General features: G+C 65.8%; 15 protein-coding genes. 2 read left to right on the forward strand and 13 right to left on the reverse strand.

Annotated elements, in window-relative coordinates; translation table 11 throughout:
* Positions 1-91: 91 nt before the first annotated feature.
* The 4 genes from PVE35_RS23940 to abc-f all read right to left on the reverse strand — a co-directional run bounded on the left by PVE35_RS23940 (position 92) and on the right by abc-f (position 5,233).
* Positions 92-1,981, reverse strand: a complete 1,890-nt coding sequence (locus tag PVE35_RS23940) for a cytochrome c/FTR1 family iron permease (protein ID WP_277373210.1) — start codon at positions 1,979-1,981, stop codon at positions 92-94.
* 97 nt (positions 1,982-2,078) lie between these two features.
* On the reverse strand, positions 2,079-2,711 hold the full coding sequence (locus PVE35_RS23945) for a LysE family transporter (RefSeq protein ID WP_268180657.1): 633 nt from the start codon (positions 2,709-2,711) through the stop codon (positions 2,079-2,081).
* 63 nt (positions 2,712-2,774) lie between these two features.
* Complete coding sequence (locus tag PVE35_RS23950; RefSeq protein ID WP_268184444.1) at positions 2,775-3,314, reverse strand: mechanosensitive ion channel family protein; 540 nt, start codon at positions 3,312-3,314, stop codon at positions 2,775-2,777.
* A gap of 8 nt (positions 3,315-3,322) precedes the next feature.
* The gene (gene abc-f, locus PVE35_RS23955) at positions 3,323-5,233 is read right to left on the reverse strand and encodes a ribosomal protection-like ABC-F family protein (protein ID WP_268180655.1); all 1,911 of its coding nucleotides are present in this window, start codon (positions 5,231-5,233) and stop codon (positions 3,323-3,325) included.
* A 38-nt stretch (positions 5,234-5,271) separates the two neighbouring features.
* On the opposite strand from abc-f, the gene PVE35_RS23960 reads away from it, so the two are divergent.
* Positions 5,272-5,715 carry a TIGR02444 family protein gene (locus PVE35_RS23960; protein ID WP_277373211.1) on the forward strand — a complete coding sequence of 148 codons (444 nt, stop codon included), beginning with the start codon at positions 5,272-5,274 and terminating at the stop codon, positions 5,713-5,715.
* On the opposite strand, the gene PVE35_RS23965 is transcribed toward PVE35_RS23960, so the two are convergent.
* On the reverse strand, positions 5,712-6,581 hold the full coding sequence (locus tag PVE35_RS23965) for an AlgP family protein (protein ID WP_277373212.1): 870 nt from the start codon (positions 6,579-6,581) through the stop codon (positions 5,712-5,714). The genes PVE35_RS23960 and PVE35_RS23965 overlap by 4 nt on opposite strands.
* A gap of 137 nt (positions 6,582-6,718) precedes the next feature.
* Here PVE35_RS23965 and PVE35_RS23970 point away from each other — a divergent pair, with 137 nt between their 5' ends.
* Positions 6,719-7,363 carry an FKBP-type peptidyl-prolyl cis-trans isomerase gene (locus tag PVE35_RS23970; RefSeq protein WP_277373213.1) on the forward strand — a complete coding sequence of 215 codons (645 nt, stop codon included), beginning with the start codon at positions 6,719-6,721 and terminating at the stop codon, positions 7,361-7,363.
* A gap of 16 nt (positions 7,364-7,379) precedes the next feature.
* On the opposite strand, the gene rsd is transcribed toward PVE35_RS23970, so the two are convergent.
* From rsd to PVE35_RS24010, 8 genes are all read right to left on the reverse strand, one after another.
* The gene (rsd, locus tag PVE35_RS23975; protein WP_277373214.1) at positions 7,380-7,853 is read right to left on the reverse strand and encodes a sigma D regulator; all 474 of its coding nucleotides are present in this window, start codon (positions 7,851-7,853) and stop codon (positions 7,380-7,382) included.
* Between the two features lie 204 nt (positions 7,854-8,057).
* Positions 8,058-8,549 (reverse strand): disulfide bond formation protein B, encoded by a 492-nt coding sequence (locus PVE35_RS23980; RefSeq protein WP_268180648.1) that lies wholly within the window; start codon positions 8,547-8,549, stop codon positions 8,058-8,060.
* A gap of 114 nt (positions 8,550-8,663) precedes the next feature.
* Positions 8,664-9,911 (reverse strand): heme biosynthesis HemY N-terminal domain-containing protein, encoded by a 1,248-nt coding sequence (locus PVE35_RS23985; RefSeq protein WP_277373215.1) that lies wholly within the window; start codon positions 9,909-9,911, stop codon positions 8,664-8,666.
* On the reverse strand, positions 9,908-11,035 hold the full coding sequence (locus PVE35_RS23990) for a uroporphyrinogen-III C-methyltransferase (RefSeq protein ID WP_277373216.1): 1,128 nt from the start codon (positions 11,033-11,035) through the stop codon (positions 9,908-9,910). Before PVE35_RS23990 ends, PVE35_RS23985 begins: the two co-directional genes overlap by 4 nt.
* 12 nt (positions 11,036-11,047) lie before the next feature.
* Complete coding sequence (locus PVE35_RS23995; protein ID WP_277373217.1) at positions 11,048-11,821, reverse strand: uroporphyrinogen-III synthase; 774 nt, start codon at positions 11,819-11,821, stop codon at positions 11,048-11,050.
* Complete coding sequence (gene hemC / locus PVE35_RS24000; protein ID WP_277373218.1) at positions 11,818-12,756, reverse strand: hydroxymethylbilane synthase; 939 nt, start codon at positions 12,754-12,756, stop codon at positions 11,818-11,820. The genes PVE35_RS23995 and hemC overlap by 4 nt, the downstream gene beginning before the upstream one ends.
* A gap of 169 nt (positions 12,757-12,925) precedes the next feature.
* A complete protein-coding gene (locus PVE35_RS24005; protein ID WP_268180638.1) occupies positions 12,926-13,672 on the reverse strand; it encodes a LytTR family DNA-binding domain-containing protein in 747 nt (248 codons plus the stop codon).
* Positions 13,669-14,754, reverse strand: coding sequence for a sensor histidine kinase (locus PVE35_RS24010; RefSeq protein WP_268180636.1), 1,086 nt, complete (start codon positions 14,752-14,754; stop codon positions 13,669-13,671). The genes PVE35_RS24005 and PVE35_RS24010 overlap by 4 nt, the downstream gene beginning before the upstream one ends.
* Positions 14,755-14,854 lie beyond the last annotated feature (100 nt).

Below are 14,854 nucleotides of genomic sequence, written 5' to 3' on the forward strand. Positions count from 1 at the left end.
ATCTTTTGCAACGATAGTACCAAAACCCAGCGCCTTGCCAGCGGGGCGAATTCACGAGCTGCGAATTCGCCCCAGCGGAACCTTTCCTCGGTCAGCCCTGGGCGATCAGACGGCGCCGCTCGTTCAGGCGGCTACGCCCGTAGAGCAGCGCGATACCCAGCAGGGCCAGGCCCTGGGCCGAGAGGCTCCAGGCATCGGCATGAATGCCCAGCCAATCGAAGTCGAAGAACGGCACTGGCCGCGTGCCCAGCACGCCGGCCTCCTGCAAGGCGGCCACGCCATGGCCGGCGAACACCACCGAGAGCACGCACAGCAGCACGGCATTGGCGCCGAAGAAGGTGGCCAGCGGCAGCTTGCGCGAGCCGCGCAGGATCACCCAGGCCAGGCCGAGCAGCGCCACCAGTGCAGCGCCGGCACCGGCCAGCACCGCACCGTGTCCGGCCGGGCCGGCCTGCAGCCAGAGGGTTTCGTAGAACAGGATGACCTCGAACAGCTCGCGGTACACCGAGAAGAACGCCAGCACGGCGAAGCCGAAGCGACCACCGCCGCCGACCAGGCTGCTCTTGATGTAGTCCTGCCAGGCAGCGGCATGACGACGATCGTGCATCCACACCCCGACCCACAGCAGCACCACGCTGGCGAACAGCGCGGTCACGCCTTCGAGCAATTCGCGCTGCGCACCGCTGACATCGATGACATAGGCCGCCACCGCCCAGGTCGCCACTCCGGCTAGCAGGGCCAGGCCCCAGCCGATGTGCACGCTGCGCACTGCCTGCTGCTGTCCAGTGTTGCGCAGGAAGGCGAGAATCGCCGCCAGCACCAGAATGGCTTCCAGCCCCTCACGCAGCAGGATCAGCAGACTGGAGAAGAAGCTCAGCGAGGCGTTCATCGCACCGCCTTCGAGCAGGGCCGCCGACTTGTCCAGCTGCACCCGCGCCAGCTCCAGCGCTTGGGCGGCCTGAGCGACACTGGCACCGTCCTGGATGGTCTGGCGGTAGGCCATCAGCGCCTTCTCGGTAGTCTTGCGTTGTGCCGCATCGAGGTTGTCCAGCGCGCCCTCGACCAGCTCGAACCCTTCCAGATAGGCGCCGACAGACAGGTCGTAGGCCTGCTCGACATGGCCGTCACGATAGGCCTGCAGGCTGCGCTCGAGGGTACTGCGAGTGTGCCCGATCAACTGCTGCGGGCCACGCTGTTGCACGGTCGGATGAGCGCGCTGGGCGCGGAATGTGGCGACATCGCCATCGGCAGCGGCGATTTCCGCCGGTGTGCGCCCGGCCAGCTCGGCCATGCTGAAATGCTTCTCACCTTGTGCCTGGGTAGCGCTGAAGCCGGCGATATAGGTGGCCAGATCCCAACGTTGGCGATCATCCAGTTGGTCGGCAAAGGACGGCATGTCGGTGCCTTCGATACCCAGGCCCAGGGTGTTGTAGAGGTCGTACAGGCTCAGCCGATCCATCCGCGCAGCATCGCGCAGGTTGGAGGGCGGCGGCTCCAGGCCGATGCCAGCCGGACCGTCGCCGGCGCCGCTATCGCCATGGCACACCGAGCAATGCTGGGCATAGAGCGGCGCGCCGCGTTCGGGGTCGGGGGTAATGGCCGGGGTCTGCGCCACCTGATACAGCTCGGCCAGGCGCGCGCTGAGCTGGCGCGCCTGCTGGGCCACCTGCTCACCGGGCTGATGCTGCTGCACCGCCTGCTGCAGCGCGGCGATGCCCTGCTCCAGCTCACCGCGCTCGGCCTTGGCCGGCAATTCGGCCACCAGGCCTTGTAGCACGCCGAGGAACTCCAGTTGCTCGCGGTATTCGCCAGCGTCGAGCACCTGCCCTTCAGCCACCGTGGCCGGATAGTCGGCGCCGATATAGCCAAGCAGGTGCAGAGCCTGGGCGGCCCCATCGGACGACTCGGCCTGAACGGACAGGCTGCTCAACGCCAGCAGGGAGAGCAACAGGCAGGACAACAGGGAACGATAACGGCTCATCAATGCATTCCGAAACGCGAATGGATGGCATTAAATTGTTGCCGGCCTGCCCTGCGCAGACAAGGAAAATCTGAAATATTTGGTAACAGACCTGGCGTCAGACGGCGGCGCGCTTGACCGTTGCCAGCAGACCGGCCGCTGCTGCGAAGAGGGCGGCGAAGCTGCGGTTCATCACCCGTTGCTGACGCGGCGTGCGCAGCGCCCGCAGCACACGCGAGGCGAGGCCGGTATAGCCCGCCATGACGATCAGGTCGACGACGATCATGGTCACGCCCATCACCAGATACTGCGCCAGCAGCGGTGCATGGGGATCGAGGAACTGCGGCAGTACGGCGAGCATGAAGACGATGGCCTTGGGGTTGCTGGCATTGACCAGGAAACCACGCAGCACCAGGGTCAGCGGCCGGCCGATGCTACGCTCGGTGGCACCGGCATCCAGCTCGCTGGGCAAGGCGACCCACTGCTTGTAGGCGAGAAACAGCAGATAGACCACACCGAACCACTTGATCACGCTGAAGGCCAAAGCCGAGGTGGCGAGAATGGCGCCCACGCCAGCGGCGACGATGGCGATTTGCAGGGCCAGGCCCAGTTGCAGGCCCAGGGCATTCCAGTAGCCACGCCAGAAGCCATACTGCAGGCCAGCGGACATCGAGGCGACCGCGCCGGCACCCGGCGACAGGCTGATCACCCAGCAGGCGACGAAGAAAGCGAGCCAGGTTTCCATGGCCATGGTGCGTACCTCGAATGACTCGAATCAGGGGAAGAGCGCTACAGCCTACTCCTGCCCCCGCGTTCAACGCCAGCGCCGTACCGACTTCTGGAAGAACAGGCTGTTGGGCACCTGCAACAAGGCTCCGGCACCCTCTTCGCTGACGTCCTGCAGGGTGGTGTAGAAGAGGTTGATGGCGATGACTCGGCCCTTCACGCCGGGCTTGTCGGCGCTCTCGATGACCTCCACGGTGTCGCCCATGCGGAACGGCCCCATGGTGAAGATCAGCAATGCGCAGAACATGTTCGACAGCACGCTCCAGATGGCAAAGAAAGCCACCGCAGCGACGGCGGTGAAGCCGGTCAGCGCCGTCCAAAGTACCGTCGCCGACACCCCCAGACGCTCCAGCACCATGAGCAGTGCGCTGCCCATGATCAGCCAGCGCACCAACCCGCGCAGTGGCAGCAGCACCTCCTGCGGCAGCAGGCTGTAACGTGCGCCCAGGCGACTGATGGCGCGGGTAAGGATGCGCTGCGCGATCCATGCCAGCAGGATGATCAGCAGCACCTGCCCGGTTCGTATCAGCGGCTCGCGCCAGGTGGCGAGCCATTGCAGCAGATCCACTTGCTCGATCATTCGGCCTCCTCTAGCTGTTGCTGCAGTGCCTCCAGGGTTTCCAGCGCCAGCAGCCAGGCTTCCTCCAGTTCGGCTTCGCGCGCCTTGAGCTGCGCCTGTTCGGACAGGCGCTGGCGCAGCTCGTCCTTGCGCGCGGACTCGTACAGACCACTATCACCCAACTGGGCTTCCACGGAGGCAAGCTTTTCCTGCACCTTGCCCAGCTCCTGTTCGAGCTTGTCGGCCTGCTTCTTGTGCGGCGCCAGTTGCTGGCGCAGCGCGGCGGCGGCCTGGCGCTGGGCGCGCTTGTCGGTCTTCTCGGCACCGGCAAGCGGGGCGCTGACCGGCTGCTGACGGGCGCGAAAATCGATCAACCAGCGCGCGTAGTCGTCCAGGTCGCCTTCAAATGGCTGGATGCGCCCATCGGCCACCAGCAGGAACTCGTCGGTGGTGCTCTTGAGCAGGTGACGATCGTGAGAGACCACCAGTACCGCACCGGCAAACTCCTGCAGCGCCAGGGTCAGGGCCAGGCGCATTTCCAGGTCGAGGTGGTTGGTCGGCTCGTCCAGCAGCAGCAGGTTGGGCTTCTGCCAGGCGATCAACGCCAGGGCCAGGCGCGCCTTCTCGCCACCGGAGAAATTGAGCACCGGCTCGTCACAACGGTCGCCACGGAAATCGAAGCCGCCGATGAAGTCACGCAACGTCTGCTCGCGCTCGCTCGGTGCCAGGCGTTGCAGGTGCAACAGCGGGCTGGCCTTGGGATCCAGAGCATCGAGCTGATGCTGGGCGAAGTAGCCGATGGCCAGGTTCTCGCCACGGGCCAGTTCGCCGCCGAGCACGGCAAGGTCACCGGCCAGGGTCTTGATCAGGGTCGACTTGCCCGCACCGTTGGGGCCGAGCAGGCCGATGCGCGCGCCGGGCGCCAGGCTCAGCTTGACCTTCTCCAGCACGGCCTTGTCGCCATAGCCCAGGCGCGCCTCAGACAGATTCAGCAGCGGGCTGGACACCTTGTCCGCCTCGCGAAAAACGAAATCGAAGGGCGAGTCGACGTGTGCCGGAGCCAGCTCCTCCAGGCGCTCCAGCGCCTTGATGCGGCTCTGCGCCTGGCGCGCCTTGGTCGCCTTGGCCTTGAAGCGGCGGATGAAGTCTTCCATGTGCGCGCGCTGCGCCTGCTGCTTCTCGAAGGCCTGCTGCTGCTGCGCCAGGCGTTCGGCGCGGGTGCGCTCGAAGGCCGAATAGCCGCCGCGATAGAGGGTCAGCTTCTGCTGTTCCAGATGCGCGATGTGATCGACCACGGCATCGAGGAAGTCACGGTCGTGGGAAATCAGCAGCAGCGTGCCGGGGTAGCCTTTGAGCCACTCCTCCAGCCAGAGGATGGCGTCGAGGTCGAGGTGGTTGGTCGGCTCGTCGAGCAGCAGCAGCTCGGACGGGCACATCAGCGCCTGGGCCAGGTTAAGGCGCATGCGCCAGCCGCCGGAGAAGTCGCCGACGCGCCTGTCCATCTGCTCGCTGGTGAAACCCAGCCCGGCCAGCAGCTTGCGCGCACGTGAGTCGGCGCTGTAGCCCTGGGCGTTGTCCAGTTCGTTGTGTAGACGGGCGATGGCGCTGCCGTCGTGTGCGGCTTCGGCCTTGGCCAGCTCGGCCTGGATCGAGCGCAGGTGCACGTCGCCGTCGAGCACGTAGTCCACCGCCAGGCGTTCGAGGTCGTCCACTTCCTGACGCATATGGGCGATGCGCCAGTCCGGCGGCAACTGGCAGTCGCCGGCATCGGGGCCGAGCTCGCCACGCAGCAGGGCGAACAGGCTGGATTTGCCGGCGCCATTGGCACCGATCAGGCCGACCTTCTGGCCGGCGTGCAGGGTCAGCTCGGCGCCTTCGAGCAGGCGTTGCGGACCACGCTGTAGAGTGAGGTTCTGGAGTCGGATCATAATGGCGGCGGAGTCTAGCAAATCGCCCTGGAGGCCGCGTGCAGGATCTGTGGAATTTCGCCCTCGAACTCTACGCCAGACCCGGCGTGGAACAGGCCTGCCTGCAATTGCAGGAAGCAGGCAGCGACGTCTGCCTGCTGCTTACCGGCGCCTGGCTGCAAAAGCGCGGCGTGCGCTGCCTGGACGAGCGCCTGGCAGCATTGCGCGAGTTGGCCGGCCCCTGGCAGCGCGACGTGGTCGCCCCGCTGCGGCAAACACGTCATCAATGGCGATCCGCCGCCCGTGAGGATGCAGAGTTGGACGCTCTGCGCGAACAGCTCAAGAGACTGGAATTGCAGGCCGAGCGGGTGCTGCTCGAACGCTTGCAGGCGCTGGCAGAAAAATGGCCCGAAGAGGCAGGCGAAGACGATTGGTTCGCTCGCCTGGCTGGGAAAAGCAGCGCCGCGCTGCAGATGCTACGCGGCGCTGCAGGCTCGCCTTAGGACGCGCTGGGCGTATTCGCAGCGGCTCCGTTATCAGCGGCAGGCGCTACGGGCGCGGCCGGTGCGGCAGCAGGCTTGGCCGGAGCCTTCTTCACCGGCGCTTTCGCAGCGGCCGGCTTCTTCGCCGCAGCCGGCTTGGCAGCCGCTGGTTTGGCTGCTGCCGGTTTGGCAGCAGGCTTGCTTGCAGCCGGTTTGGCCGAGGCCTTGGCTGCCACGGGTTGGCTCGTAGCTGGCTTGGCTGCCGCCGGCTTGCTGGCGGCCGGCTTGGCCGGAGCCTTGGCTGTTGCGGGCTTGCTCGTAGCTGGTTTGGCTGCAGGCTTGCTCGCGGCCGGCTTGGCAGGTGCTTTGGCCGGGGCCGGTTTGGCGGCGGCCTTGGCCGCTGCTGGTTTGGCTGCAGGCTTACGGGCGGCAGGCGCCTTGGCAGCAGCCGGCTTCTTCGCCGTAGCTGGTTTGGCTGCCGACTCGTCACGTGCTTCGAGCGCCTTGCCGGCAGCTTCCTTCACCTTGCCCACGCCCTGAGCCAGCTTCAGGCTTTCCTGTGCGTCACGCTTGAGCTCGGCGATATAGGCACGGGTCTCGCTCTGACGAACCTTGAGGGTGTCGAGCAGCTCTTCAAGCTCGGCAACTGCATCCTTGGCCTTGGCTTGCGCCTTGGCTTTGCCGGCTACGGCGGCATCCTGCAGCTTGCCGCGCGCCTTGTGCAATTTTTCCTGGGCCTTGCCGCGCTGCTTCTCGAGTTTGGCGAGGAGTTTCTCGGCATCGATCAGGGCTTGCGAGCAGGCATTTTCCAAATGCTCGAGTAAGCTACCGGACAACTGATGAAGCAGGTGCAAAGGGGTGCTGATGGACTTCTTCTTAGCCGACATGACGCGCCTCCGGGCGGATGTAGAAGCGCCCATACTAGACTCAGGCGTTTGCCCCTGCCATAGCACTTTTCACCGACGGGGCATCGGGCTGCATCCGGCGCTGGCATAATCGCCGCAATCGGATTGGAGACCCCGTCATGAGCCGCGCCCTAGCTGCCGCATTTTGCCTGTGCATCAGCCCACTCGCCTTCGCCACGCCACAAGACGACCTGGCATACAGCCTGGGTGCCCGCCTGGGTGAACGCCTGCGCGATGAGGTGCCGGATCTGGCGCTGCCGGAGCTGATCGAAGGCCTGCGCCAGGCTTACGTGGGCCAGCCTCTGAAGCTGGACGAGGCGCGCATCGAACGACTGCTGGAAGAACATGAAGCGCGCATGGCGCAAGACCCGCAGCGCCATGCCAAGGCCCAGCAGGACGAGCAGCGCTTTCTCGCCGAGGAGCAAGCCAAACCTGGTGTACGGGTATTGGAGGGGGGCGTACTGGTCAGCGAGGTACGGCCCGGCAGCGGCGCCAAGCCGACTGCACGTAGCCGTGTGCAGGTGCGTTACAGTGGCCATCTGGCCGATGGCAGCCTGTTCGACGAGAGCCAGACGCCGCAGTGGTTCAGGCTCGACAGCCTGATCGCGGGCTGGCGCAGCGCCCTGCTGCAGATGCCGGTCGGCGCGCACTGGCGCCTGGTGGTGCCATCGGCCCAGGCCTATGGGGCAGAAGGCGCGGGGGATCTGATACCGCCCTATTCGCCGCTGGTTTTCGACCTGGAGCTGCTCGGCGTGGCCAACTGAGCCGCACCCACGAGCCTCAGGCCAGTGCGGCGGCCTGTTGCTGATGCGAGTTGTGCAGCACCTCGATCAGGCAGTCTTCCAGCTCGAAGCGCTCGTGCAGCAAGGGCCCCAGACGCTGCAACTCGGCCAGCAGCTCACTGACACCCTCGCCACCACTGCCGTCGCAGCGATCATTGAAGGCCAGGGCAACTTCGGTGATGGCTTCGATACGTGGATAGATCTGCTTGGCCAGCTCCAGGCCACGTTGGTCATTGAAGGCCTTGGCCTCGCTGGTGAGCTGTTCATAGACCTCGAAATGCCCCGCCGAGACATAATCGACCAGCAATTCACAGAAGCCGTGCAGGCGCTCTGCCGTGACAACCGAACTCGGCGGCGCGTCGGCCAGCCCCTTGTAGGCATTTACCAGTTCATGGCGCTCATGCAGCCAGCGGTCGATCAACTGGTGCACACCTCCCCAGCGCTCCTGGGCGTTGCGGCAACTTTCGAGCATGGTGAGCCTCACTTCCCTTATCGCGGATGCCTGTCGTACGCCCGTTCCCGAGACGCTCTGTCTGTCGGCAAATGGCATTGAGGGGAGCGACGCAACGAGTCGCCGCTCCTGCGGTACATGCGTGCCAGATTATGCCCGCAAAGTGACAGCCTTCAAGGCGCCCTGGGAGAAAAATTCATACGCCCGTTTGACTCATGTCCAGGCTCAGCTACGGCGCAACGACTGGAACAGGGCAAACCCCAGCATGCCGATGAAACCCAGCAGGCTCCACTCCGGGATGCTCATGCCGAACAGCGTCCAGTTGACCTCGGCGCAATCGGCCGTACCACGGAAGACCTTGCTGACGATCTCCTGCAGGGGGAAGGCCTCGATCATGTACTCCAGCCCTGGTAGGCAAGCCTCCAGTTGCTCCGGCGGTACGCTCTGCAGCCAGATCTGCCGACCAGCCGTGGCCGCCCCGGCGAGGGCGAAGAACAGCGCCAGCAGCGCATACACGCGCTGCCCGAAACGCCCCGGCCCATGCAGTGCCGCCACCAGGCACACCAGGCCGAAGGCGATCACGCAGATGCGCTGGACGATGCACAGCGGGCAGGGCTCGAGCCCCACCACATGCTCCAGATACAGAGCCGCTGCCATGAGCAGTACGCAACCGAGAAACGCCAGGAAGAACAGAGGACGCGGACTGGCCAAGTGCATGGTGACTCCGAAGAGGAAAATCGAGCGCGTACGGTAGAGGAAAGCATGGGCGCCTTTCAAGGCGCCCATGCATGGTAGAACACTGCTGGTCAGGCGATGGTAGCGTTCCGTCCGTTAGCTCGCCGCACCTCGTGGCTGTGGCAGGTTGGGCAAGCCGTGGTGGAGCAGGTCATGGCTTTCCAGCAGCAGTTGATTGCTGCGCTCCACGTCGCCGAGCTGCGCCAGCAGGCGAGCCAGCTCGGCGCAGGTCTCCGGATGGCGCTGCAGACGCAGGCTGCTCTCGAAATAGTCGCGCGCCTTGCCCCACAACTGGTTCTGCAGGCACAGCCGGCCGAGGGTCAGTTGCAGCGCGGCATCGTCCGGGTGCTGTTTCAGCCAGCCCTCGGCGTACTCTAGCTGGCGCGCCGGATCGCTGCCGCGCAGCACCCCGTAGAAACGCGCCAGGCGGCTGTCGTAACTGCGTTTGAGCGCGCTACGCAGCACCTGCTCGGCCTCCTCCTGAGCACCGAGACGGCGCAGTTGCTCGACGTAGGTGGCGATCAGTTCCGGGTCATGGCGCAGGCCAGCGGAGAGCTGGTTCCAGGCTTGGGTCAGCGGTTGCAGGGTAGTCTCGCCCTGCTCCAGACCCTGCTCGCCAACCTCGGCCAGACGTCCACGCCAGGTTTCACGCTCCAGCTCGTCCAACTCGGCGGCTGGCAGCGCCTTCTCCTTGCGCAGCTCCGGCAACAGGCCCAGCAGGGCCGACCAGTCCTGACGCTGCAGATACAGGCGCTGCAACTGACGCAGCACCAGGTGGTGCCCTGGGTGGCGCTCGCGCATGGCCTGCAGGGTCTCCAGCGCGGCATCGCTGTCGCCCCGTTTGCGCTGCAGTTCGGCATGGGTCAGGGCAATCGCCAGCTCGGCTCGAGGTTGCTGTTGCAGCGCCTTTTCCAGCAGCGCATCGCTCTGTTCGTGCTGGCCGAGCTTGCCGGCTGCCCGCGCTGCCCCAAGGTAGTACATCAAGGGCTGGCTGGAGGCCTCGGCAGCACGGCTCAGTTGCCGCTGCGCACGCGCCCAGCGCCCTTCGGCCAAATCCAGCATGCCTTGCTCGGAGGCCAGGCGAGCGCGCCGTTCACGATGCAGGCGCGACCAGGGGTTGGCCAGGCGCGTGGAGCTGAGCAACAGGCGCAGCAGGGCCTTGGTCAGGTAGTACAGCAGCACCACGACCACCAGCAGCCCGAGGAAAGCCCACAGGCTGGACTGGTAGCGGAAGCCCTTGTAGGCGAACAGCACGTAGCCAGGGTCGGCCTCGATGGCCAGGCTGAGCAGATAGAGCGCCGCGCCAACGGCGAGCAGAACGAGCAGCCAGAGCAGGCGTTTCATTGCACCTCCCCGGCCGCTGCGGCCCCCTGCCGACGCTGGGCGTGCTTGCGCTGCAGATAGGCTTGCAGTGCATCGACCGATTCGCTCAGATCCGGCACCTTGACCTCGACGGGGGCGTCGGCCAGTTCGGCGAAGCGCTGAAGCAGGGCACGGCTGTCAGGATTGTCCAGGTTGAAGTGGGCGTCGAGGATCTCCTCGGCCTGCTTCAGCGCCTGCCGGTATACCCCGCTCTGCCCATGCAGCGCGGCCCATTGCGCCTGTTCCAGGGCCAGCGACAGGCTCAGACGCACCTGCGCCAGGCTCTGCCCGGAGAGCAGCGGGCGCACGTTGCGATCAGCGTCGAACTCGATGCGGAAGTAGTCGGAGAGTTTTTTCAGCCACTCGCTCCACCAGGCACTGCCGTCGCCTTCGGCAGCCAGGTCGGAGAGCACGTCGCCCTGCCCTTCCAGGGTCGGCGCCAGCGGATTGAGGGTGGCCGCCTGCTCACGCAGGGCAGCCAGTTGCAGGAACAGGCCGACCCGATCCGGGCGCTGCGTGGTGCGCAGGGCTTCCAGGCTACGGCTGAGCTGTTCGCGGGCGGCGAAGGCAGCCGGGTCGTTCTGATCCCGCAGGATGTCATCGGCGGTCTGCACCAGCGTCTCGGCACTGTCAACGTCCTGCAGGGCGCTCAGACGCAGCGTGGCCAGGCGTAGCAGGTGCTCGGCCTCGTCCAGGCGCCAGTCCTGACGACTGCCATCGAGCACGGACTCCAGGCGCTGGCTGAGGCGCTGCTGATCGCTCTGCAGATTGGCCAGCAGCCGCCGGCGCTCATCCAGCTCGGTGGCACTGGGCAGCTCGGCCAGGCGCGCATCGAGGCGCTGGGCCACACCACGCACCTGTTGCTCACTGTCATCGGCGATGCGTTGCAGCGCCTGCGCCTGCTGTTGCTCCAGCCCCTGCATCTGCTGCAGTTGCCACAGGCTCCAACCACCTGCAGCCGCCCCGCCCAGACCGATCAGCAAGGCCAGGGCGGCGAGCCCCGTGCCGCCACTGCGTGGCGCCTTCACCGGCGGTTTGCTGGGCGTGTTCGCGGCTGCGCTGGCCGAGGTTTCATCTTGTTGTTTCGGGGTGGCTGCTTCGCTCACGTATCCATCCTTCTAGAGGGTGGCAGCCGGAAAATGCTCCAGAGCTGCCTGCAAGGCCGCGGCACTGGCACCGCGACAGTCCACAACGATTTCGGCGCCCGCACGGCGCGCTTGCTCGGCCACACGCGGGCTGGGTACGAACAAGGGTAGCCGAGCCAGCCTCGGCCAGTCGGCCCCGGCGAGCTGCAGCAGATGTTCGAGCCCCTGCCCACTGCTGACCATCAGGGCGTTCAGGCGTTCCGCCAGCACGCAGCGCATCAGCTCACCGGCGGGGTATGAAGGCAGCGTGCGCCGGTAAAGTGGCAGATAGTCGACCGTCACGCCTTGGCCGCGCAAGCGCTCGGCGAGAAATTCTCGGCCACCTTCGCCACGCAGGATCAGCACCCGTGGTGCCTCGGCGGTGGCGATGGCCTGCTGCAGGGCCGGTAACTCCAGCAGCGCTTCGCTGTCATCACCGCTGACGGGAAAATGCACCTGCAGCCCCTGCTCGGCGAGCACATCGGCGGTGGCAGCGCCAACGCTGAACCAGGCGGGCGTCGCCGGTGCTTGCGGCCAGTAGCGCGCGAGCCATTGCAGGCTCAGGCGGGCCGCCGGCTTGCTGACCACGATCACCGCGCAATAGCGCCGCAGGCCGGCGAAGGTTTCGTGCTGCTCGGCGCATTCAGGCAGTGACTCGATGGCCAGCAGGGGCAGGCAATGGCTGGCGATGCCCTGCGCGGCCAGCGTCTGCGCCAGCGCCGCGCACTCCTCGGCGGGGCGGGTCAGCAGCAGGCGCCAGGCGCTCACGGGTGGCCGGCCTCGCCGTACACCGCCTTGAGAATATCTTCTGCTCCCTGCGCCAGCAGCGCCTCGGCCACGCGCACGCCGAGGGCCTCGGCATCGCCGCTGGCGGCACGCTCTTCGGCGCGTAGCAGCAGGCCACCGTCCGGTTGGCCGACCAAGCCACGCAGCCAGAGCTGATCGTCTTCGAGCAGGGCATAACAGGCGATGGGCACCTGGCAGCCACCATTGAGGCGCTTGTTCAGCGCCCGCTCGGCGGTGACGCGCAGGGCGGTTTCGCGGTGGTGCAGCGGCGCCAGCAGGGCCTGCACGTCGCTGTCAGCGCTGCGGCACTCGATGCCCACGGCGCCCTGGCCACCGGCTGGCAGGCTGTCCTCGGCACTGATCGAGCTGCGAATGCGCTCCTCGAAGCCCAGGCGGATCAGCCCGGCTGCGGCGAGGATGATGGCGTCGTACTCACCGGCATCGAGCTTGGCCAGGCGGGTGTTGACGTTGCCGCGCAGGAAACGGATCTGCAGATCGGGCCGGCGCGCCAGCAACTGGGCCTGCCGACGCAGACTGGAGGTGCCGACCACGCTGCCGGCCGGCAGCGCATCGAGGCTGTCATGGGTGTTGGAGACGAAGGCATCACGCGGATCTTCGCGCTCGCAGATGCAGTACAGGCCCAGGCCTTCGGGGAAGTCCATGGGCACGTCCTTCATCGAATGCACGGCGATGTCGGCGTCGTTCTCCAGTAGCGCGGTTTCCAGCTCCTTGACGAACAGACCCTTGCCGCCGATCTTCGCCAGCGGCGCGTCGAGCAGTTTGTCGCCCCGACTGACCATGGGCACCAGACTGACTTTCAGGCCGGGATGAGCCTGTTCCAGGCGGGCTTTGACGTATTCGGCCTGCCAAAGGGCCAGGGCGCTCTTGCGGGTGGCGATGCGGATTTCGCGGGGCATGGGGCAATTCCAGAAAACGGATTGCCGTCATGATAGCAAGCTCCAATACCGATTGGCCGCCCCCTCCAAGCCCCAAGCCCCAAGCCAATCCGTGTAAGGGCAACCCCGAGCGACCAAGCGCCGCACCTTGCTTTTACTTGCTGCTTGCAGCTTGCCGCTTGTAGCTGCTCTAAAGGTTCTGCATCAGCTTGCGCACGCCGGCCACATGGCGCCGGCTCACCACCAGCGCGTCCCCGCCAAGGCCCTTGAGGTAGAGTTGAAAATGCCCCAGCGGAGTGCGCTGCAGGCGCTCGATGCGCTCGCGGGCCACCAGGGCGTTGCGATGGATACGCACGAAACGCTCGCCGAATTCGTCTTCCAGCGACTTGAGCGGCTCGTCCAGCAGCACTTCGCCGCCCTCGTGACGCAGGGTCACGTACTTGTGATCGGCGATGAAGTAGACCACCTGATCCAGGGGAATCAGCTCGATGCCCTTGCGCGTGCGGGCGCTGATATGGCTGCGTGGGCCGGTACCGCTCTCCGCAGCCGGACGGGTCAGGGCCGCCAGTTGCACGCGGTTGGGACGCTCGGCCTTCTTCAACGCCTCGCGCAGGTTTTCGGCACGCACTGGCTTGACCAGGTAGCCGACCGCGCTGACCTGAAAGGCTTCCAGGGCGAATTCATCATGGGCGGTGCAGAAGATCACTGCCGGCGGCGCTTCGCGCTCGCAAAGCTTGGCGGCCACCTGCAGCCCGTCCAGCCCGGGCATGCGGATGTCCAGCAGCACGACATCCGGTTTCAGGCTGTCGATCAGGGTAAGGGCCTCCTCGCCATTGCTGGCGGCGGGCTCCAATACTCGGTAACCCTCGAGCTCGCCGACCATGCGGCTGAGGCGCTCGCGGGCAAGGGGTTCGTCATCGACTATCAGGACATTCATATTGCTCTGGCTTCCTGCGTGAGTCTCGCACAAGGATAGCGTAGACAGCTGTAATGACGGCCGTCACGACGCTCCACGCTGAGACTGGCGCGCGGCCCGAAAAGTGCCGTCAAACGCGCGTCGATGTTGCTCAGCGCTTGGCGCGTACCCCGCGACGGGTGCTGCTGCTCGCCACGCTCTTCATACGGATTGCTGACACACAAACTGAACACACCGTCCTGGTAATCCGCCTCGATGCGCACCAGGCCACCTGCTATGCGTGGCTGGATGCCATAGATCAAGGCGTTTTCCAAAAGAGGTTGCAAGGTGAGCTGAGGAATCGGCAGATCCTCGGGCACATTATCGACCTCCCATTGCAACTGTAGCCGTTCGCCGAGCCTATAGTGCTCGATCGATAGATAACGTTTCGCCAATTCGAGTTCCTCTCCCCAGGAAACCAGCGTGCCCGGCTTGGCCAGGCTGGCGCGAAACAGATCGGACAGATCCAGTACTGCCTGCTCGGCCTTGGCTGGGTCGACCGCCACCAGACTGGCGATGCTGTTGAGGCTGTTGAACAGGAAGTGTGGGCGAATCCGCGCCTGCAACGACTCGATGCGCGCGCGCAACTCGGCCTGCTCCTGCCTGCGCCATTGGCTCTGCAGATAGAAGTAGCGTAGCAGCAGTGCCGACATGATCAGGCTGATCAGTGCATGACGCAGGTAAAGTCGCGTTTCACCACTGCGCGGCAAGGGCCCGCCAAGGTCGTAGTAATCGGCGACGGCGGTGCAGCCCAGGGTCAGCAGCACCACCAGCAGGCAGCACAGCACGCCGGCCAGGGCCGGACGCAAGCGCGCCAGCAAGGGCCGCAGCCGGCACAGCAAGGCCGCCGACAGCAGCACGATCCACTGCACGAACAGCGAGGTCAGCGCCAGGCGCACCCAATCGAAGTTCGGCACCATGGGTTCGGCCAGCACCAATACCAGTACCAGCAGCTCGGCCAGCAGCACCATGCTCAGCAGCGCCTCGGGCTGGCACAGTTCGGGCACGAAGAAGTCATCCACCGGCGAAGGCTTGGGATGGTTGACGTGGGTTTGGCTAGACATGGCAGCAGTTTCCGTGGCGCTTCGCACGGCGGCAAGCCAGAGCGACCCGAGCAAGGCAAATAAAGCACCGAAATGCAGACCAGGCGACAAATTCATGCGC

The sequence above is a fragment of the Pseudomonas sp. AA-38 genome (assembly GCF_029457475.1).
GTDB lineage: Bacteria > Pseudomonadota > Gammaproteobacteria > Pseudomonadales > Pseudomonadaceae > Aquipseudomonas.

Excerpts from the sequence above, each read along its gene's own strand:
- PVE35_RS23940 (WP_277373210.1), bottom strand. The coding sequence starts at position 1,981 with ATGAGCCGTTATCGTTCCCTGTTGTCCTGCCTGTTGCTCTCCCTGCTG.
- PVE35_RS23945 (WP_268180657.1), bottom strand. The coding sequence starts at position 2,711 with ATGGCCATGGAAACCTGGCTCGCTTTCTTCGTCGCCTGCTGGGTGATC.
- abc-f (WP_268180655.1), bottom strand. The coding sequence starts at position 5,233 with ATGATCCGACTCCAGAACCTCACTCTACAGCGTGGTCCGCAACGCCTG.
- PVE35_RS23965 (WP_277373212.1), bottom strand. The coding sequence starts at position 6,581 with ATGTCGGCTAAGAAGAAGTCCATCAGCACCCCTTTGCACCTGCTTCAT.
- PVE35_RS23970 (WP_277373213.1), top strand. The coding sequence starts at position 6,719 with ATGAGCCGCGCCCTAGCTGCCGCATTTTGCCTGTGCATCAGCCCACTC.
- rsd (WP_277373214.1), bottom strand. The coding sequence starts at position 7,853 with ATGCTCGAAAGTTGCCGCAACGCCCAGGAGCGCTGGGGAGGTGTGCAC.
- PVE35_RS23980 (WP_268180648.1), bottom strand. The coding sequence starts at position 8,549 with ATGCACTTGGCCAGTCCGCGTCCTCTGTTCTTCCTGGCGTTTCTCGGT.
- PVE35_RS23985 (WP_277373215.1), bottom strand. The coding sequence starts at position 9,911 with ATGAAACGCCTGCTCTGGCTGCTCGTTCTGCTCGCCGTTGGCGCGGCG.
- hemC (WP_277373218.1), bottom strand. The coding sequence starts at position 12,756 with ATGCCCCGCGAAATCCGCATCGCCACCCGCAAGAGCGCCCTGGCCCTT.
- PVE35_RS24005 (WP_268180638.1), bottom strand. The coding sequence starts at position 13,672 with ATGAATGTCCTGATAGTCGATGACGAACCCCTTGCCCGCGAGCGCCTC.
- PVE35_RS24010 (WP_268180636.1), bottom strand. The coding sequence starts at position 14,754 with ATGTCTAGCCAAACCCACGTCAACCATCCCAAGCCTTCGCCGGTGGAT.